Origin of the sequence: Vibrio kyushuensis, assembly GCF_050337325.1 — a bacterium.
Taxonomy (GTDB): domain Bacteria; phylum Pseudomonadota; class Gammaproteobacteria; order Enterobacterales; family Vibrionaceae; genus Vibrio; species Vibrio kyushuensis.
The window spans coordinates 72,011-92,696 of the sequence record NZ_JAKJSV010000008.1; the positions used below are offsets into that span (position 1 = coordinate 72,011).

Consider the following 20,686-nt stretch of genomic DNA (forward strand, 5'->3'; position numbering starts at 1 on the left):
TCGTAAGTCTTCCACCTCCTTCCCTTACCAATGTTTACCCGCACTATTAATAAAATACTTAGTAAGCATACTTAATAAACATAGCGCAAGTAAACGTTTGGCTCGTGAACTTAACGTCTTTATTTATAAAGATATGCGAAGATCATTCCAGGTCTAAAGTAGCGACCAGCCGTATATTTTAATCCGGTACTTAACAGATACTTATGTAGGCACTCTTGCATCCCATGCTCAACAGATGATGTCATCAAGGTACTAAACGCGTAAGTATCAGTTGTAAGCTCCGGGTTCACTCGACCATCAGCCAATAAGCAATGTGTCTGCTTTAAGCCACTTAACCAAGCAGCTGCGGTCTCCGAATCAATGGTAAATTCATCAACCAACATGGTTTCATCCACCGCAACAGAACAGTTAAAGCCTTCTGGTGCTGCGAAAGGGATCTTGGCGTATTGGTATAAAGCGGTATATACAGTGTCCATTAATGTTTGTGCTTTGTCGTATTTACCGGCTAGGTTAAGCGCTGTTGCGACGCTGAACTGCACACCAATCCAAACGTCTTGCGCTTGAAAAGCTTCATGTGGAGCGCCATCCGCTAGCGTCATATTTGCCACACCCAGTTGAGGGCTGTTATTGACAAAATTCTGTTCATATACAAAATCCAACGCACGATCAATTCGTTCTTGTGGAAATAGTCCGTCTAAACCAATAAGTTTTAGATAACTGTCCGCAAGCAGCGCATCACCAAAGCTGTTGTCAGAATCAAGCAACAACGATTGGTAAGACTCAGTAAATGCGTTCGGTGCGACTTCAGATAGCTGCTGTTTTTTAAACAGACGTTGTTCTACTTTACTCAGTGAGCTGCTTGTATCCGTTTGATTCAAATAATCATTGAGTAGATTTTTATCATCAATCGCATTGCCTGATAACGTTAGACCAAGCGTTTCAAGTTGCTCGTACCCATTACCCGTTAGGTGCTTAGCTTGAATTGGCGTTACGTAGAAATGATAATAGCCCGCTTGTTCATCCCATAAACTTTGTTCTACTGTTTCTAGCGCTTGCTCTGAGCGAGTCAAGTAATCTTGTGCTAACTCCTTCTCACCCATTAGCAATGCAAGTTCATTGCCGGCTTTAAGGCCAGCAGCCCACAAGCTTGCACAGTAAATAGAGATACCATGGGAGGAGAGGTTATCAAACGTGTCATCGGTGCCGCGAGTAAGTGGTAGTGTATCCCCTTCTTCAATCAATCCAGATAAGAAATCGATACTCTCTTTCACCGCTTGCCAGCAAGACTGAACAACTGACAGATCGTTGCTGTGTTTGTAGTGACGAAGAACCATAAGGATGTACTTCGGCGCTAAGTCTTTCCACTCTTTCACATTGTGCCAGCTATATGCATCTGGCTGGATGTCGTAAGGGCTACCTAAGTCATGAATAACCGCACCGCGAATCGCTCGTGTTCCTTGGAATTTATCGTCGCACAGCTCAGCGTTAGGCTGGTCTTCGTATTCCCAATAACGACGAACAGTATCGTCTTGCGCTAGGATGGCATTGGCGAACTCTTTCATCACACAACCATCTAACTCTGGTAGCAAGTAGAGCAGAGAGAACGAGCCGTAGAAATACACATCAAGTGAGTTAAAAAATGGATAGTCCACGCACTCTTTAACTAGGAATTTATCTTGGCAATCCCACACCGTCGATTCTGACAAAAACGACAAGGTATTCATCGCCATCGTAGAAAAACGAAGTGTTGTATCTGCGTCGGTAATCTTTTTACGTGCATCAGCAATTAAATCTTGCTGCTGAGCGATGATACGCTGCTCAATAGATGCCAACTGAGGCAAGCACTCGTCTAAAATGGCTTTGGCTTTACTCTCTTGAGGGAAGAATTGAGTGTACGCTTTACTTGATTCCCAACCATTTAACGAGATCTTGCTGTGGTCCATCACTTGCGCAAAGCGTAGTTCAACCGATTCACCCGGCTCAAGCTCTACTTGCACAGAAACCACGGCGCTTAATGGTTCACGACCGCTGTAGATTCCTTTAGCAAACTCACTGTTTACTCGGCCACTATATAGCGCTCTCGTTACCTGATCTTGCACCTTCGTTGTATAAATTGACGGCTTAACAGACACAGACACTTTGCCGGATTTAACTTGTGCTTTATCAGCTTGCACACCGTAAATAACCTGACCTTCAACATCACTTTGATAAGGTGAATCGCTCTCTAAACAGACACCCGAGAAAAGTGTTCCTTCATGTTCAAAACCGATGGTTTCGTGGCGTTGAGCTATGGCGTTTTGCGTCAATGTACACGCCGAGTCTTGAATACCATCTCGACCTTTTTTGTACGTTGATCCAATCAGGTTTGCGAGTGGCTGAACCAAGGTAACAATCTGAGTTTTATCGGAACGGTTTTTTAGTTCGAAGTGGTTCCAGTGCAGAGGTAATGAACACAGCTTTTTGTCGTCTTTAACCAGCGGCGATACTACTTTACGAGTGATTTTCACATCATCAAAGCTGTCGTACTTGTATTGAGCCATTGGGTACAACGCTTGATAGTGAATATTCTCGCCATCAATAGAGGCAACGTCTGACTGCCTATTTGCGGTCAGCGACAACGCTTTCGTTGTATTGTTAATTAACAATCCGTTGAAAAAATCCAATGCGACATGAATTTGAGTGCTAAATGAACTTGGGTCTTCATCAATAAATAATTGTGTTTTACTTGAAAACTCTATATTCCAACGCAAGAAAGACTCTTTATTCTCTAGATAAAACCGTCGATTAATCAACGCAGATTTAATAACACCAACAACATCAACACTTTGAGAAAAATCAATTTCCACACCATCAAATAAGGCAGGGTAATAGTTTACAAACGTTTTAACCTTGTCTAGATCGCTAATTTCCAGACAATCAAGGGAAGCCGGACTCATTACCGATGCGTAGAAGTCATTAAAGTGGATTTCTTCCTCAGTACAGTCAATGAAAATACCGGGAATAAAGCTAAAATTAGGTGTGTCACCATTAGGCGTCAGTGTGAACGTATTACCGATACCACCCACCGCCATCCCCGTATTTTCTGGGGTTGTAGAAATAGGCGTGTACCATGGCTGGATAAATTCAACCGCATCGCCTTTCTGGCATAATGTCTTTGCACTACCTTGGTAGCTTGTATATGGAATTTTATTCATCATTTTTAAAATCCAACATTGTATATTTTATTTTGATTGTTACTATCTCTATAAAATGGAGATAGTAACCATGTTAACTACAAATAAACCGTTTAAAATAGAAAAAGAAACATTTGGTAATTACGACTCAGTCACAATATTAAATGTCGAACACGGTATAGAACTGCAAATAATTAATGGATTTGGCGCGATTATTAATAAATACATCGTAAACCATAGCCCATTTTCATTTATTCAAGGCTATTCAAACCCTCAAGAACTGACCGACCAGAACCCCTACTTTTCTCGTAGTGCGAAGCTCTTCCCATTTCCAAACCGCCTTGCTAATGGTGAATATCAATTTGATGATCAACATTATCAGCTACCGGCCAACTTCCCTTGGTCTGAGCACGCGGTTCATGGACTGCTTTATAACCAACCCTTTGACGTAATTAACTCATCGGCTGATAACAACCAAGCCTCAGTCACGTTGCGTTATAAAACGGATGCATTACATCCTCAGTTTCCTCACGCGTTTGTTCTTGATATTACTTATCAGATTGACCTATCGGGTCAACTTCGCTGTTCTACTTCCATAGAGAACCTAGGCTCTCAATCTTTTCCTTATGGAGATGCTTGGCACCCTTACTTTACGTTGAACGTTCCTCGCGAGCAGTGCTTACTAACCATGCCAAACTGCGTTGAACTCGAACACATTAACGACCTTCCAAGTGGTAATAAGTACCCGTTCAACCGTTTTAGTACCCCGTCTTCTCTTGCTAATGTGTCGCTAAATCATTGCTTTGAATTTGATCTTCAAAGCCCAATTGAGCTGTCGCTTCAAAGCAAAGATGGAAATACAGCTCTTCACTACCAACAAGATACGAGTTATCCATTTATTCAGCTTTATACGCCGGATAACGAATCAAGCCTTGCTATCGAACCGATGACTTGTCCTGCTAATGCATTCAATAATCGAATCGGTCTACTGACACTTCACCCTCATCAGCGAAGCCAGTTTCAATGGCAATGTCAGGCTGTTTATAAAGCCTAGCCACACGGTGTTCATGTTCGTTTAAATGGAACAATAAAGTAATAAAGGGCACTCAATGAGTGCCCTACGTTTTTAGCTTCTACTTTTTGCCAAGGGTAACTTCAATCTGATGTTCACCAGAGGTAAAGACTGGCGCTTTATTACCATCAATCAAATCACCGTTAACACGCATCTCAACAACACCTTTACATACGTTATTTGGGTTGGTTACATGTATGTTGTACACCGCACCACGGAACTGTCGACGCACCTTGAACTCAGGCCATTCACTTGGGATACAAGGGTCAACAAGTAAGCCATCAACCTCTGGGCGCACACCAAGAATCCACTGAGTACCAGCAACATAAGTCCAAGAAGACGTGCCTGATAACCAAGCATTACGGCCTAAACCAAACTGTTCATGCTCATCACCCAAGATGTTTTGTGGGTAACAGTACGGCTCTGACTCAAAGGTGTCGATATCATCATTTTTAGACGCTGGGTTAATCTGACGGTAGTACTCGTAAGCACGCTCGCCGTTACCCATCTTCGCTTCTGCAATCATTACCCAAGGGTTAGAGTGCAGGAAGATACCGCCATTCTCTTTCGCCCCTGGTGGGTAAGTGGAAACACCGCCTAGTTTTGGATCAAAACCGTTATAACCTGGAGTTGAAAGCTTGATACCGTTTGCTGTATTCAGTTTGTTGTAGACAGAGTCTAGCGCTTGAGTTGCACGCTCTTGTGGAGCAAAGCCAGAAATAACAGGCCAGCTTTGACCATTGGTGTAGATTTGACCTTGATCGTTGGTGTGTGAGCCGATTGGAGCCCCGGCTTCATCAAAGTAACGAATAAACCATTCACCATCCCAACCACACTCATTCACGGTTGATTGCATTTGCTCGTATTGACCTTGGAACTGCTTCGCCAAGTCTGTTTCTTCACGGAGTTCACATAAGTCCAGCATATCAAGCAGAGCTTTACCGTACATGTTCGCAACCATCATCGATTCAGCACCTGTTGGCAGGTTCACTGTATCGTTCCAGTCGGCAAAGCCTAATAGTGGCAAGCCATGAGCGCCGGTATTGCTGTAAGTAAAGTTAATTGAACGACATAAGTGTTCCCACACGCTTGCCGACTCAACAACATTGCCTTCTTTATCTTTCTGGTAGAACGGGATCTCTTTATCTAAGAACGTCGCATTACCCGTCTCTTTCACATATTGCGTAACGGCATAGATGATCCATAGATGGTCATCACCGTAGTAATCAGGGCGATCTTCCTCTTCACGAGAATCACCTGCGTTCGCTTCCATCGTTGATGGGAAGAACTGGTGCATCGCTGAACCGTCGGTGTTTTGAACCGACAATAGACGCTCAATGAACTCGCGAGCCTCTTCTGGCATATGTGTGATAACACCCAGAGTATCTTGTGACGAATCACGGAAGCCGATACCACGTGCGCCATAACCAAGTTGGTATAGTGATAGGTAACGAGACCAGTTTTTCGTGGTATGACACTGACGAGGGTTATGAACATTCAGCATTGAGTTCATTGCCGGATCTGGCGTTTCAACTTGCACTGTTGCTAAGTAGTTATCCCACTGTGTCGCAAGTGCAGCAAAGGCATCATCAACAACAGCGTGATCGCGGTATTTCGCCAGCATTGGTTCTGCTTGTTCAAAGCTTTCCATCTGCGTCAGCTGAACGATGGTACGTTCTGTCTGTTTTGGTGATAACCAACCTAATCGTAGATTTAACGCGCCGATATTATCACCACGTAAACATTCGTTATTACCTAACTCTTCTTCGTTAAGCGCTGTCGGTGCAGCCCAACTTCCGTAGCCAGAGTTACCAATGAATTTTTGACGATCACCATCAAATGATGTTGCAACGCGGTCCGCTGTCATTAAGTTCACTGCATAGTCACGCTTCATAAAGGCAAACTGCTCTAGTACCGTATGACCTGATTCTTGCTTATGCGCATTCAACGTCATTGTTTGCGGCACCCAGTCGGCGTTAAGCAACTGTTTTAGCGCATCAAAGTGAGTAAATTCATACACAGGAACAACATCTACATGCAGCTCTTGGTCACTGATGTTAGTGACTTTGATATCTTGCAGTAATACTGGTGCATCGTTAGGTACGAAGAACGTCGCTTCACAACGAACACCAAACGCTTCAGCAATGATGGTTGTGTAAGAAAGGCCTGTGTGGTTTTCAAATTTGTCTAACGGTTTTAGCGTTGGTGTGTAGAACGGTGAAAAGACTTCAACGTTACCTTTCGAATCACGAACCTTAAGGTAAAGCGTTGAACCTTTAAAATCTGAATTTGGCAGTTGAGCAATGTATTTAGTGATGCGGTTAAGCGCAGGATCGCCCTTACAAAGCAGCACGCCACCGTTACTATCGACAATACCACCAAAATCTAGCGTACCTACATAGTTACACCACTTGATAGGTGTGCATGGCGTTGTTGCGACATATTCTTTGTTATTGTCGTCAAAATATCCGAATTTCATCGTCACTATCCCTAGCCCTGCCTCAATTGAGAGAGCTGAAGTTAAAATTAAATCTGATTCAACACGCGGGAGTACTACCCCCGCGCATTTTATTTATCTAAATCACTTATTCGATAAATTAAAGCTCAGGGCTTGCTAGCGAGTTTTCGCTTAGTGCATCAAATAGGTGGAAAGCATCAAGATCCAGATACATTGTTAATGAATCTACATCCACTTCCGCCGCTTGGGTTTCAACCATCAGAGGCTGATCACCAATTTCTGTTTTCAACAGAATGCTTGCACCAAGTAACTCTTTATCTTTAATTTTCACAGGGAATGGCAGGACGCGATCATGATCCACTTGCTCTTGACGTAGGTGAATATCCGTTGGACGAACACCAAAATGAAGTGCGAGATTTTTAGATGCACGTTCTTTAAAACGCTCTGGCAATGGGATATGTACATCACCTAGCTCAACAAAGAATTCGCCTTCTTTTTCGATAAGTTTTGCTTCAAGCATGTTCATTGAAGGGTTACCAATGAACTGTGCAACGAATTTATTAGCAGGGCGTTGGAATACTTCAGTTGGTGTACCTACTTGCGCTACGTAACCGTCTTTTAAGATCACAATACGGTCAGCAAGCGTCATCGCTTCAATCTGATCGTGCGTTACATAAATAGTCGTAGTCTTTAACTCACGGTGAAGGTGTTTGATCTCTTCACGCATCACGCCACGAAGTTTCGCATCTAGGTTAGATAGCGGCTCATCGAATAGGAAAACCTTCGGAGTACGAACCATCGCACGGCCCATCGCTACGCGTTGACGTTGACCACCAGATAGCTCTTTTGGCTTACGCTCAAGCAGTGGATCAAGCTCTAGCATTGTTGCCGCTTTACGAACTTCGGTATCAATTTCAGCTTTTGGCATGCCTTTTAGCTTTAGTGCAAAAGCGATGTTTTCATACACGGTCATGTGCGGGTAAAGCGCGTAGCTTTGGAATACCATTGCAAGATCACGATCTTTCGCATCAATCTTATTCATCAGCTTATCGCCAACGTAGATATCGCCTGAAGAGATATCCTCAAGACCTGCAAGCATACGCAGCGTTGTTGATTTACCACAGCCTGATGGGCCAAGGAAAACCACAAATTCGCCATCGTTTACCGTGAAATCAAAGTGCTTTACTACTTCTACGTCACCAAATGATTTTTTGATGTTCTTAAATTCTACTTTAGCCATTATTTGTTCTCCTCAGCGCGCGCTAGCAGCGTATTTCGATACGCAATTGCGCTCTGTTTCAGTGTTCTTTGTTGAGTTTGGTAATCGACGTGGACCATGCCAAAACGTTGGCAGTAGCCAAAGGACCATTCAAAATTGTCCATCAAACTCCATGCAAAATATCCATCGACCTTAACGCCAGCTCTAATAGCTTGATCGACTGCGTTTAGGTGAGTCTGGAAGTAACGAACGCGTTGATCATCGTTGACCTCGCCATCAATCACTTCTGTATCATCACCCGCAGCACCGTTTTCAGTGATGTATAGCGGTGGAATGTTCTCATAACGTTCATTGATACGAATGAGTAAATCAGTCAGACCTTGAGGATAAACTTCCCACCCAATGTAGGTATGCTCAGCGTCTTCTTGCGTTACTTTTTCGATATCGCCGTTTTCGTTGTAGCGCATCACATCACGTGAGTAATAGTTGATGCCAACGTAATCCACAGGTGCACTGATGATGTCTAAGTCACCTTCTAGGATCATCGGCATATTTTCTGCTTGGCGATCAACAACCAACTGTGGGTACTCGCCCTTTAATACAGGGTCCATAAACCAGTGGTAGTTCTCCGCTTCACTGTAATCAGCTGCGCCTTGATCTTTAAGCGTTTCTGGGTAAGCCGGTGTCGCGTTAAACACGATGCCATGCTTAGCATCTGGTGCATTCTTACGCAGGATTGGCATTGCTAATCCATGTGCAAGCATTAAGTGATGTGAAGCTAAGAAACCTTCTCTTTCACCCTTGATGCCCGGTGCATGAATGCCCCAACGATAGCCTAAGAAAGCAGAAACAAACGGTTCATTTAATGTGGTGTAAACATCGATTTTATTACCAAAGTGCGCACTGACTGCTTGTGCGTATTCAGCAAACTTGTACGACGTCTCACGATTTAGCCAGCCGCCTTTATCTTCAAGATATTGAGGCAGATCCCAGTGATACAGTGTTACGTACACTTGCATACCACGAGCATGGCACTCATCGATAATCTGCTCGTAAAATGCTAGCCCTTCAGCGTTCACTACACCGTCTTGCGGCATAATACGAGGCCAAGCGATTGATAATCGGTAAGCATCAACGCCTAAACCTTGAATCATTTCAATATCGTTTTTCCACAAATGGTAATGGTCACAAGCGATATCACCGTTGTCGCCGTTATCAACCTTGTTCGGTGTATTACAGAACGTGTCCCAGATTGATGGGGTGCGGCCTCCTTCGGCTGCACCACCTTCAATTTGGTAAGACGACGTCGCAACACCAAAGACAAAGTCAGATTGAAGCAGCTTTGAATCATTTGGAAGTTGATATTTATTCATTGTCGTCACCGTCTCTAACCTTTAACCGCGCCAGAGGTAAGCCCTGAAATCATCTGTTTAGAAGCGAACAGATACGTAATAACCAGCGGCATAATTGAGATAGTCGTGCCTAGCATTACCGCGCCCCAAGGCGTATTTGGAATACCCTGTACGCTTCGTAGTGCCTGAGTAATCACGTAGTTATCTGGTGAGTTCAGTACCACAAGTGGCTGCATGAACATGTTCCAGAAGAAAACGAATTGGACGATTGCTAGCGTAGCCAATGCCGGTTTCATCAGTGGCAGTACCACGCTCCAGTAAGTTCTAAATTCACCAGCACCATCCAGTTTTGCCGCTTCCAATAGCTCTTTTGGAATCGATGCAATCACGTGCTGACGCATCAAGAAGATACCAAATGGTGTTGTCGTAAACGGTAGCCAAACCGCGATATGGTTATCAAGTAGCCCAAGGAACTTCACAATCATAAAGTAAGGGATAAGACTCAGTACTGGCGGAATAGCCATAGAACCAACCAGCATACCGAATAGAACGTTTTTACCTTTGAACTTAAATACAGCAAATGCGTAACCACCCATACTACAAAACAGTAGCGAGATGGTTGTCCCTAAGAAAGCCACATAAATTGAGTTAAACATTGCTTTCCAAAACGGCATGATCTCTAGCAGTTTTGCATAGTTGATCATCAAGCTGTCACCGATAGCAAAGCTGATGCCTGTACCGAAAATTTCACTACGGTCACGTGTTGATAACAGTGCAGACCATACAAAAGGGAATACAGTAATAATCGCAGAAACAATTAACAATATGCCTAACATCATCATCGCGATTTTAGTCATGATGTGAATCGTGCGATCGCTTGGAGTTAGCCCGGCTAGAGGCGATGATTTTGCTTGTGTTGTAGTCGTCATCTTATTGTTCCCCTAGACCTTTCTTACCAAAGAATAAGAATTGAACAGCTGTACATGTCGCGATTAATGCAAATAGTAACCATGAGATTGCAGATGCAGTACCCATCTCTAACCATTCCCAACCCACTTTGTAGAGGTACATAGAAATTGTTAGACCAGATTGACCAACACCACCGCTACCACGTGTTAATACAAACGGTTCTTCAAACATTTGTAAGTTACCAATGATGGTCATAGTGATTGCAAAGAAAATGAATGGACGAATCATCGGTAGTGATATGTTCCAGAAGCGACGGAAAGCGTTCGCGCCGTCCATACGTGCCGCTTCTAAAATTTCTTTTGGAATCGTCATTAAACCAGTGGTGTAAAGCACGATGTTGAAACCGGTGTACTTCCAGAAGATAACAATAGCGATAGAAGGTTTGATCATCGTTGCATCATCTAACCAGCGAATAGGCATAGCCGTATCAACCCAAGCAAATGCCCAACCAAACAGACTGCTGTCAGCCAACGCCATTAGCGTTTGGTTGATGATGCCTGAGTTCGGTGAATACATGTTGAAGAAAATAAGTGACGCCGCAACCGTTGAAGTAATAAACGGTAGGAAATACGCGGATGTTAGCCAGTGACGCATACGGTCACTCATTGACACTAAAATGTAGGCAACAGGAATCGCCACCAAGTGCTGCGCGACACCAGATGTAACCGCTAACCAAAGTGTGTTCTTTAGTGAGCGCCACAACCACGGGTCGGTTAATGCAATAGAGTAGTTTTCAAAACCTACAAATCGCATTGCATCCATACCCTCTACAGGGTTCCACACTTGAAACGAAAGAAACACGGAAAACAGTAACGGGAAAATCCCAAAAACAGAAAAAATGATCAGGAACGGCAGTAGGAACCCATACGGTGTAAGCGCTTTCAAATTTAGACGAGAAAAAAAGCTTTTACTTTCTGATGTATCCATGACGTTGCTCGCTGCTTGATTCATAGTAACGACCTCTTATCAGGGAAACGTTTTTCAACGTCTCCCTGATTACTTACTTAAAATTATAAATTAAAGATTGCGTGTACGACGTTTAATTAGACGCTCAGCTTCACTTAGAGCTACTTTGATATCTTTGCCTTCATCAAGCACTTCCATCAGAGCATTTTCTAGGATGATTGAACGAGCAACGTGATCGCCTTTCGCAGGTTGTACTGGCTTGATGTTCTTCGCTACGTCAGCAAATACTTGACGCGCTTTTTGGCCACCAAGGAAATCAACACCTTCGTTAAACATTTCGTCATCGTAAGTTGTTACGTTTGCTGGGAATGCAGCAATTGTTTCAAAGCTCTTAAGTTGAACATCACGATCTGTTGTCATGTATTCAATCAGCTTCCAAGCGTCATCTTGGTTAGCAGCTTGTGTTGGGATTGAAAGGAATGAACCACCCCAGCTACCGTAGATGCCATCTGGAAGGTGCTCAACACCCCAGCTGCCCGCTGTATCTGGAGCAATCCAGTTATTTAGGTGACCAAGCAGCCATGCGCCAGATAGTTGAGTTGCGAACGTACCGTTACGGAAGCCTTCGTACCATTCGTTAGACCAAGCTAGGATGCGGCCATCAAGCTCTTTCTCACGGATTTTCTTAGCAACTTCAAATGCGTGAACAAAACGCTCAGACGTTACAACTGGGTTACCATCTTTATCGAAATAAAGACCTTCACCTTCAGGAACCGTGGTGTAGATAATTGCTTGTGCTACGTCAGCCGCAGAAGCGATTAACTGAACGTTTTTCTCTTTTAAAGTCACACCCGCTGCAATGTAAGAATCCCAATCCTTGATTGCTTCATTTACATCAATACCCGCTTTTTCAAACACATCTGTACGGTAATACATAACACCAGGACCTAAATCAACTGGGATACCATACATGCCGCCATCAGCGCCTTTACCTTGAGCCCAAGCATACGGTGCAAAGCTTTTCTCAAACTTGTCTGCGCCATATTGCTCAGAAAGGTTTACAAGACCGCCAGATGCTACGAATGGACCAATTTTTTCAACGTCAACAACGATAACGTCACCCGCACCAGAACCTGTTGCTAAGTTCGTAGTAAGTTTAGTGTGGTGGTCACCGTGGTTGTTCATTAGGTAATCTACTTTTACACCCGTTTTCTTTTCAAAATCAGGCAGTAGTACTTTTAAGCTACTATCAAAATCTGGAAAGCCATCGAAACGGATTTGATTGTCAGCAGCGTTAGCTGTAGCAGCAAGTCCAAGAGCAACCGCGCTAGCTAGCGCTAAGGTCTTAAATTTCATGTGTTATCCTTAATATTTTTATAGGGTATTGAGTAAGTCCTTGACCGAATTCCTGACCACCAATGATGGTGATAATTTGAAATTCACATCTCTTTTGTTTTTATTTAGCTTTTGAATAGCGAGCTGTACTGCTTCAACGCTCATCTGTTCAATAGGGAAGTTAATTGTGGTAAGCCCAGGAGTGAGATAACGAGCAAAAAGAATATTGTCAAAGCCAACAAGTGACACTTGCTCTGGCACTAACCTTCCTGCCTCTTTTAACACTTCGTACGCTCCAAATGCCATGTGGTCATTAGAAGCAAAAACAGCAGTGAATTCACACTCACGCTTTAACAACTTCTTCATCGCACTGACACCTGTTTCCTCAGTAAAGCCCGCCTCAGAAACCAACGCTTCGTTATATTGCAAACCCGCTTCTTCCAGTGCTATTCGATATCCTTGCAGACGCCCCCGTGCGTCTGACTTATCGAGCGGCCCTGTAATACAAGCGATTTGGCGGTGCCCCATTTTTAATAGATGTTGAGTAGCAAGTTTGCCCCCAAGCTCGTTATCAACATCTATACAGCTAGTTGAGATTTCTGGAATAAACCGGTTTATCAATACAATTGGCACACCTTGTTCTTCCAGAGAAATTATATAGTCATCAGTAAGTTGCTGAGCGTGTAACACGATGGCATCCACACGACGACCTAATAAAAATTCAACTGACTCCTGCTGTCCTTCTTCTGTGTTTGACCCTGCGGTAACCACGACGTGATACCCAAGGCGTCGAAAATTGTCTTCTAAGTTATGTAAGATTTCCGAGAAAAATGGCCCACCTAACTCAGGAACGATAATGCCAATACTTCCTGTTCGGCTTGATGCTAATGCTTGAGCAATTGAATTTGGGCGGTACCCTAAATGCTTAATTGCTTTCTCCACTTTTAGCTTCTTGTCATGACTGACTCTGCTAGTGCCATTAATGACTCTAGATACTGTGGCTTGTGATACGCCTGCGTATTCAGATACATGCTTGATAGTTGCCAAAGGAACCTCGAAATTTCTATTCACAAATGCGGCACTTGAAACCGCTTACAGGTTGAGTATTGAGGATCTTGGGGGGTATTTGCGTGATTCTGGTCACACAAGACTTGGCGCTAAAATGTCAATTTGGTAAATATTGAGAGTTATTGCAGTTTCATTTCACGCCATGAAACAGTTTCATGGAAGCGAGATTCCATTCATCGAACGTATATGGTTCGAATCCTAAAGTATAACCCTAGCAAATGAATGACTTAGCAAAAATTAACACAGGATTATGGGTAAACCGGCGTACTACCTTCCATTATCCCTTACATTCAGTTTCACCTAAATGACAGCAAGCGCACGAAAATGCGCTCAAACTATCACGCTTAACGGTAAGTACTAGAAATGGCTTTGACAAATACGTTGAAAAATTGAAATTTGCACTACAATTAATAATCAAATACAACCAGTTGAGTATTAATTGATGGGAAACTCTGTTCTATTAGTTGATGATGAAATCAACATCTTGAATTCATTTCGTAGGACCTTACGTAACCAAGTTGATATTGACCTTGCAAATTCGGGAAAGGATGCGCTTGAGCTTATCGAAAATAAACAATACGCCGTAATTATCTCTGATATGCAGATGCCTGAAATGAATGGGTTAGAGCTTTTAGAAATTGTTAAAGATATTTCGCCAGATACAGTAAGAATGATGTTTACTGGTAATGCCGATCAAAAAACAGCGGTTGATGCTGTGAACGTTGGAGATGTCTTTCGTTTTATTAATAAGCCTTGCTCCCCACCTGAACTACTGGTTTTTATTCAAGCGGCACTTCGTCAACACGACCTTATCGTCGCAGAGAAGGTCCTTCTCAACCAAACACTCAGCGGGACGATCAGCGTATTAAATGAAGTTCTCTCTTTAGTTAGCCCCGAAATAAATGAACATAACAATCGTGTCCAGTTCCATATGAATCAGCTTGGGAAAGCGCTTAAATTACGTAAACACTGGAGCTTTCAACCCATGGTTCATCTTTCCCAACTGGGTTATATCGCCTTTCCACCCTCAACACTTAAAAACATGAGTCGCGGACAAGTGATAACGGAAGAAGATCGGCAACTTTTCGCTCAACATCCCTGCCTTGCTTATGATTTGCTCAGAAAAATCCCTCGTATGGAATCCATTGCAAAAACAATCCTGTATCAAGAAAAGAGCTTTAATGGCGATGGCGCACCCTATGATGACTTAAAAGGGAAATCATTACCCTTGGGCTCTCGCATGCTCAAAATTGTTTGTGACTATGTCAGGTTAGAAAAAGAAGGATTTAACCCGGATCGGGCAGCAGAAGCACTAGAACAGCAAGCTGAGCGCTATGACCCCGACGTATTCAATGCATTCAAAACAACGTTGACGCTGACGCCACCAAAAATTTTCGTCGATATCGCTATGCTCACCATCGAAATGATTCTAAAACAAGAAATTTGGACTAACCGGGATCAATTGGTCGCTGGAAAAGATCAACAGGTGACCGAAGCCTTACTTAAGATCATTCATCACTGCCTTCAAAATAAAGCCATATCCGGTCAAGTTGAAGTTGTGATGGTTGAGCAAGAACACCCAGAAAATGGTCAGCCAGAAAATAACGCACAAAAAACAGCAGTGTAATTAAACAAGCATCCACTTTCGAGATGCAATCGCTATTCATTAGATAGCACTACAACGTAATAAGGCATAACAATCATGATGGACTTTTGGCGCTTTCAACCAATCGATGAACAGAAATATACCCTACTTCAAGGCGACTACAATCTGTATCTCGTGGCCTTGTCGGTTATCATTTCAAGCATGGCTGCTTATTCTTGCTTGATTGTGGTTGACCGTATTTGGCACTCAAATGTCCCACAAACGATAAAACTCTGGAAATTATTTGGCAGTGTTGTTTTCGGGCTAGGGTGCTGGGCAATGCACTTCACAGGTATGCTCGCCTTTGATATTCACCATCAAATGACCTATGACTTCGGTATTACTTTATTCTCTTTAGTTCCGCCGATGATAGGCGCATTCTTCGCATTCCAAGTACTCTATAGGCAGAATTTCACTGCCGTAGATATTCTAGTTGGTGGGCTCTATCTAGCCTTAGGCATAGGCAGCATGCATTATCTCGGCATGGAAGCGATGAAAATGGATGTCATACTCACCTATAACCCCATGTGGTTCTTAGCCTCAATTGTTATTGCCCACCTATTCGCCTGTATCGCTATTTACATGATTAAGCTTCAACGACGCTTTTCCAACATTAGTGTTAACAAACGGGTAATCATTGCCAGTGTCATGGGGCTTTCTGTTGCTGGAATGCACTACACAGCAATGCAAGCTGCAAGTTTTTATACCAATAAAGGCGTTATGAGTGATCATCTACATGCCACCAACGCGCATATCGTTGCGTTGGTTGTCGCCGCATTCGTACTGTTAATCGTAGCGGCTACGATATTATGTTCCATCGTTGATGCACGCTTACAATCTGCCGAATCGTCGATACAGGCCAGCATAACTCGAGAACAAGACATCGTGAATAACCTAGCTGACGGTCTTATCATTTTTGATGAGCAAGGCACCATAGAAAGCTTAAACTACAAGGGGTGGGAAATGTTTGAGTCTCAGCAATCTGATACTGAGCCTCTTAATATCAATAAGCTAATGCCGAGCTTTGATTTAACTGCAGTCACAAATAACATGTTCAGCTTCGCCGCCCAACGGAACATCATGACCTTAGAGGGAATCAAAGAGAATGGGCAATCTTTCCCAGTAGAATTAAGCGTCTCTACCATGTCAACGCTGAGTAATGATAAACACCTCTACAATTGCGTAGTACGTGATATTTCACGCCGGATTGAATTAGAGAATCAACTTCGCCAAGCGCAAAAACTCGAATCGATGGGACAGCTCGCTGCGGGAATTGCTCACGAGATTAATACCCCAACTCAGTACGTATCTGATAATACCACTTTTCTTAAAGATGCATTTCAAGGCTGTTTAGCGACTCTTACAGAGATTCAAGCCCTTACCAAGCTGCACTTGGCTGAATCTAAAGAAAGCGGCGATGAGTTTTCTAAGGTCTTAACATCGATAGATGCGTCGATAGAAAAAAATGATATTCCATTCATCGCAGAAGAGATCCCACTCGCGCTAGATCAATCTTTAGAAGGGTTAACTCGAATAAGCAAAATCGTAAGCGCAATGAAATCCTTCTCTCACTCTAATAACAACGAGATGCAGCAAGTCGATATCGCAGAGGCGATCGAATCAACCGTCACGATTGCCCGCGGAGAGTGGCGTTATGTCGCCAATGTTACTACCGATTTCACTCCAGAGCTCACAACTATCCCCTGCTATAGAGATCAGTTTAATCAAGTAATTTTGAACTTCATCATAAATGCAGCACACGCTATCGAGGAAAAATATAAAGCGAACGAAAATACACTAGGGTTAATTAATATCTCGACCTTTTTAGAGCAAGATTGGGCGGTTATAAAAATTTCAGACGATGGTACAGGTATACCCGAAGAAATCATTGAGCGTGTGTTTGACCCATTCTTTACGACTAAGCAAGTGGGTAAAGGGACTGGGCAAGGTTTATCCATCGCCTACTCCGTCATTGTAGAGCTCCACAAAGGGAAAATTTCAGTCGATAGTGCGCTTGGAGCAGGCACGGAATTTACCATCAAACTTCCTGTTAGCCTTGCTTCGACGGATACATTAAACGCAACAGAAAAATCAGGGACAAAAAATGAAAATACTGTTGGTTGATGACGAACCGCTCATTCTAAATGGCCTAAAACGCGCGCTGTATGGGACCGGTTGGACAATTTTTACCGAAGAGAGTGGTCAATCAGCACTAAAAAGACTTGAAACAGATCATGTTGACCTCATTATCTCCGACATGTTGATGCCAGGGATGAATGGCGCTGAACTACTCGAAATCGTCAGCAAAACCTACCCATCTATTATTAGAGCATCACTCTCTGGTTATTCTGATCCAGATATTACTGTCAAAGGTGGATTTTTTGCCCATCAGGCATTTATGAAACCATGCGATCCCACTATCATCAAGCAAGAAGTGAATCGTATCTCAGCCATCTTAGGCTTGTTTCCTGACCGAGTAATTCAAAGTGCAATAGGCAGCATTACCTCTCTCCCCATTGCGCCAAAATTGTTCTTCCAAGTGAAACAAAAATTAATGGATGACAACTCTTCTATGCACGACATTGCGAAGCTCATCAGTCAAGACCCTGCAATGTGCGCCAAAATTATTCATACGTCGAACAACACTATATTTCGTGGGAACAAGGAGATCAGCAGCATCAATGAGGCTATTACTCGCCTTGGTGGTCAGGTTGTCAGTAGTATTATTGGTATGCTTGAGGTTTATTCAGTCTCAATGAATAGACCCAGTCAACCACTCGAAGAGCTACAATCACAAAGCCTAAGAGTGGCCGTACTCGCTTCTTCTTTCGTCAGTCGAGCTCAAAAAGACCACACCTTCCTGATTGGCATCCTGCACCGTATTGGGGAGTATGTGCGAATGATGATAGTCAGCGATTTAATGAATGCCTACGTCGATGTCAATAATAAGGGGCAAGAACTATCCCATTTAGAACAGTACCTGTTCAATACAAAATCGGAACAGCTTGGCGGTTACCTGCTGCACTTTTGGGGATTTCCGCTTTACATTATTGAGAGTATTTTGACTTACAATGACCCTGAAAAACTTAGAGAGAAACCTTTTGGTCCTTCTTGTGCCGTTTATGTGGCCAGCAACTTAATCAAAAATAAACCCATTGATGATGCATTTATTCAACACTTTGGGCTTGAAGATAGGCTCGAAGAGTGGAAAGAGCCATTTGCTCAGCCCGAATAAAAAAGGGAAGCACCTGCTTCCCTTTTGATTTTCTTTCTATAATTGCAGCAAACTACCCAATACTTATCTGTTCATCTTCAAGCTCAGTCTCTTCTTCATGAAGTTTAAAACGTGCTGTCAATTCTGACTGCGTCTCGGCCATTTTTTCTAACTGCTCACCATGCATTGCAAGCTGTTTTGAACGCTCGGTATTTTGCTCAGCCAAACTATGAATCTGGCTCACGTTCTGCGTTACTTCTTGCGCGACCGATTGGTGCTCGGTTGTCGCAGACGCTATCTGATGACTGCGGTCTTCCACTTTATTTAGCAGTTCATGAACATTGTGCAACGATTCATTTACGCCATCAGCCTGAGAAATACAGTTTGCCATATAGTCAACGCACTCATTGATCTGAGATACCGCAAGATTAGAGCTCTCTTGTAGCTGATCGATTTTCTTCTTAATTTCCTGCGTCGATTGACTGGTTTTTCCGGCCAAATTTCGTACTTCGTCAGCAACAACTGAGAAACCACGTCCTTGTTCTCCAGCCCTTGCTGCTTCGATGGCAGCGTTTAATGCCAGTAAATTGGTTTGATCTGAGATCCCAGTAATCACATCAAGAATGGTTTCAATACTGCCACTCTCTTGCTCTACTTGATGAATAGTTTGCGTTGATGCCGTAAGCTTTTCAGATAACTGATTGATGATAGCAACATTGTCGCCCATGAGTGCTTGGCCAGAAGTTGAACTTGTAACCGCATCAGTCACCAGTGTTAACGTTGCATTAGCCGATTGAGCGATCTCAGCGACCGAAGATTCAATCTGTTCTAGAGCTGTGGCCACTTGGATAGTCTGCGCAGTTTGTTCATCAATGGCGACATTCAATGCCCCACTGGTACTTTGATTTTCTAGCGACGCGTGATTAAGTTGCGAGGAAGAGCTTTTTATCTGCTCAATCATCTCAGATAGATGATCGATCACCAAGTTGACCTTGGTAGCGAGTAGCCCAAACTCATTGTTTCCCTTGTATTCAACACGCGCAGACAGATCTTTTTCAGCCACACGATCTAACGCTAAATTCACCAGCTTCGCCGGTTTTCTGATCATATTAGCAATGTTAATCCCGATGAAGGTAGCTAGCACAACGGAGATGGCTGAAATTGTAAATAGGGTAATCAGTGTTTGGCGCGATTGATGTGTTGATTCAACATACATTTCATGACCAACATTCGCAGCGTAGTTTGAAAGCACATCAATCTGCTCAAGCTCAACATCAATCAGTGCTTCTAACGCAACACGTTGCTCAGTTAGATCTTCATTTATTCGTACCGACTCTACATGTAGGCTTACTGCACCTTTGTTAGTAAAGACTTGTTGTTCAAACAGTTTTAGCGAATGGTTGAGGCGCGAATAAATCGGGCTAGAAACCGCTTTCAGATCGATTACTGCTTCGTCAAAGCGCTCTTTTCTTCCACTGAAGGCTCTTTCTACCGAACGAAGCTCATACATATCTTGCAGTGAAAAAACCTCATAAACGTCACCCACTAATAAACTCACTTGAGAAAGCACGGCTTCAATCGCAACTTGCTCATTTGGCTTAGCACCAGCTAACGCTTTCACTAAGCTACTACTTAGTTGCCCTGAAAGCTGTTGAAAGCGGGTTTGACTGTATAAGTCTTGGTCTTTGGTGTCTAAGTAGTTAACGTTGGTTTCAAGTAACAGTGTTAATGCACTCAGCACTTGGCTACTGGTTACCTTAATTTCATCAACCGCTACTGCTACATCACTATTGTTTTTAGCCAGCTCATCAAACCAAGCAAGTCTTTGTTTATATTCATCTATATTGGTTTCAATATCGGCTCTTAACGGATCCAGCTCATCGATATACATTGCTGAAAGATAAGGGGATAGGCTTCGGTTTATGTTTAAAAACGCTATAGTCAGCTCTGCTGAGCGAACCATCATTGGTGTGGATTGCTGGGTAATCGATTCAATTCTTGAAGTAACCTGCTGATTTCCTTGGATTGAAAACCAAGCGGAACCTAGCATTATCGAGATTAAGATAAAGAAACCCAAGTAAACCCGAGACACAAGTGATGTTAACTGCATAGGAACACCTGTCATTTTAAATTTAGGAAAAAAAACGGACACTTTCGTGCCCGGGGGAATGGAGTTAATCAATGATTAATAGTGGCCCCAATGTCTGCCTTCAGGGCCTAATATTATGGACAGTAAAATTAATTACTAAAACTTTCAGCAAACTAGGTTCCGTTA

The 20,686-nt window shown here is 43.1% G+C and carries 13 protein-coding genes; 4 read left to right on the plus strand and 9 right to left on the minus strand.

Annotated elements, in window-relative coordinates:
* Positions 1-119: 119 nt before the first annotated feature.
* Positions 120-3,197 carry a GH116 family glycosyl hydrolase gene (locus L4D20_RS17935; RefSeq protein WP_428802958.1) on the minus strand — a complete coding sequence of 1,026 codons (3,078 nt, stop codon included), beginning with the start codon at positions 3,195-3,197 and terminating at the stop codon, positions 120-122.
* Between the two features lie 67 nt (positions 3,198-3,264).
* On the opposite strand from L4D20_RS17935, the gene L4D20_RS17940 reads away from it, so the two are divergent.
* Positions 3,265-4,227, plus strand: coding sequence for an aldose 1-epimerase (locus L4D20_RS17940; protein ID WP_428802959.1), 963 nt, complete (start codon positions 3,265-3,267; stop codon positions 4,225-4,227).
* 79 nt (positions 4,228-4,306) lie between these two features.
* On the opposite strand, the gene L4D20_RS17945 is transcribed toward L4D20_RS17940, so the two are convergent.
* The 7 genes from L4D20_RS17945 to L4D20_RS17975 all read right to left on the minus strand — a co-directional run bounded on the left by L4D20_RS17945 (position 4,307) and on the right by L4D20_RS17975 (position 13,531).
* Positions 4,307-6,724 (minus strand): glycoside hydrolase family 94 protein, encoded by a 2,418-nt coding sequence (locus L4D20_RS17945; protein ID WP_428802960.1) that lies wholly within the window; start codon positions 6,722-6,724, stop codon positions 4,307-4,309.
* Between the two features lie 118 nt (positions 6,725-6,842).
* Positions 6,843-7,943, minus strand: coding sequence for an ABC transporter ATP-binding protein (locus L4D20_RS17950; RefSeq protein ID WP_428802961.1), 1,101 nt, complete (start codon positions 7,941-7,943; stop codon positions 6,843-6,845).
* The gene (locus L4D20_RS17955; protein WP_428802962.1) at positions 7,943-9,295 is read right to left on the minus strand and encodes a GH1 family beta-glucosidase; all 1,353 of its coding nucleotides are present in this window, start codon (positions 9,293-9,295) and stop codon (positions 7,943-7,945) included. The genes L4D20_RS17950 and L4D20_RS17955 overlap by 1 nt, the downstream gene beginning before the upstream one ends.
* A 14-nt stretch (positions 9,296-9,309) precedes the next feature.
* Positions 9,310-10,131 carry a carbohydrate ABC transporter permease gene (locus L4D20_RS17960; protein ID WP_428803146.1) on the minus strand — a complete coding sequence of 274 codons (822 nt, stop codon included), beginning with the start codon at positions 10,129-10,131 and terminating at the stop codon, positions 9,310-9,312.
* Positions 10,132-10,204: 73 nt separating this feature from the next.
* Complete coding sequence (locus L4D20_RS17965; RefSeq protein ID WP_428802963.1) at positions 10,205-11,194, minus strand: carbohydrate ABC transporter permease; 990 nt, start codon at positions 11,192-11,194, stop codon at positions 10,205-10,207.
* 66 nt (positions 11,195-11,260) lie between these two features.
* On the minus strand, positions 11,261-12,505 hold the full coding sequence (locus L4D20_RS17970) for an ABC transporter substrate-binding protein (RefSeq protein WP_428802964.1): 1,245 nt from the start codon (positions 12,503-12,505) through the stop codon (positions 11,261-11,263).
* Between the two features lie 18 nt (positions 12,506-12,523).
* A complete protein-coding gene (locus tag L4D20_RS17975) occupies positions 12,524-13,531 on the minus strand; it encodes a LacI family DNA-binding transcriptional regulator (protein ID WP_428803147.1) in 1,008 nt (335 codons plus the stop codon).
* A gap of 463 nt (positions 13,532-13,994) precedes the next feature.
* On the opposite strand from L4D20_RS17975, the gene L4D20_RS17980 reads away from it, so the two are divergent.
* The 3 genes from L4D20_RS17980 (at position 13,995) to L4D20_RS17990 (ending at position 18,432) form a co-directional block, all read left to right on the plus strand.
* Positions 13,995-15,179: an HD domain-containing phosphohydrolase gene (locus tag L4D20_RS17980; protein WP_428802965.1), complete on the plus strand. Its 1,185-nt coding sequence runs from the start codon at positions 13,995-13,997 to the stop codon at positions 15,177-15,179.
* 75 nt (positions 15,180-15,254) lie between these two features.
* Complete coding sequence (locus L4D20_RS17985; RefSeq protein WP_428802966.1) at positions 15,255-17,321, plus strand: MHYT domain-containing protein; 2,067 nt, start codon at positions 15,255-15,257, stop codon at positions 17,319-17,321.
* The gene (locus tag L4D20_RS17990) at positions 17,302-18,432 is read left to right on the plus strand and encodes an HDOD domain-containing protein (RefSeq protein ID WP_428802967.1); all 1,131 of its coding nucleotides are present in this window, start codon (positions 17,302-17,304) and stop codon (positions 18,430-18,432) included. The genes L4D20_RS17985 and L4D20_RS17990 overlap by 20 nt, the downstream gene beginning before the upstream one ends.
* 52 nt (positions 18,433-18,484) lie before the next feature.
* On the opposite strand, the gene L4D20_RS17995 is transcribed toward L4D20_RS17990, so the two are convergent.
* Positions 18,485-20,521, minus strand: a complete 2,037-nt coding sequence (locus L4D20_RS17995; protein ID WP_428802968.1) for a methyl-accepting chemotaxis protein — start codon at positions 20,519-20,521, stop codon at positions 18,485-18,487.
* Positions 20,522-20,686 lie beyond the last annotated feature (165 nt).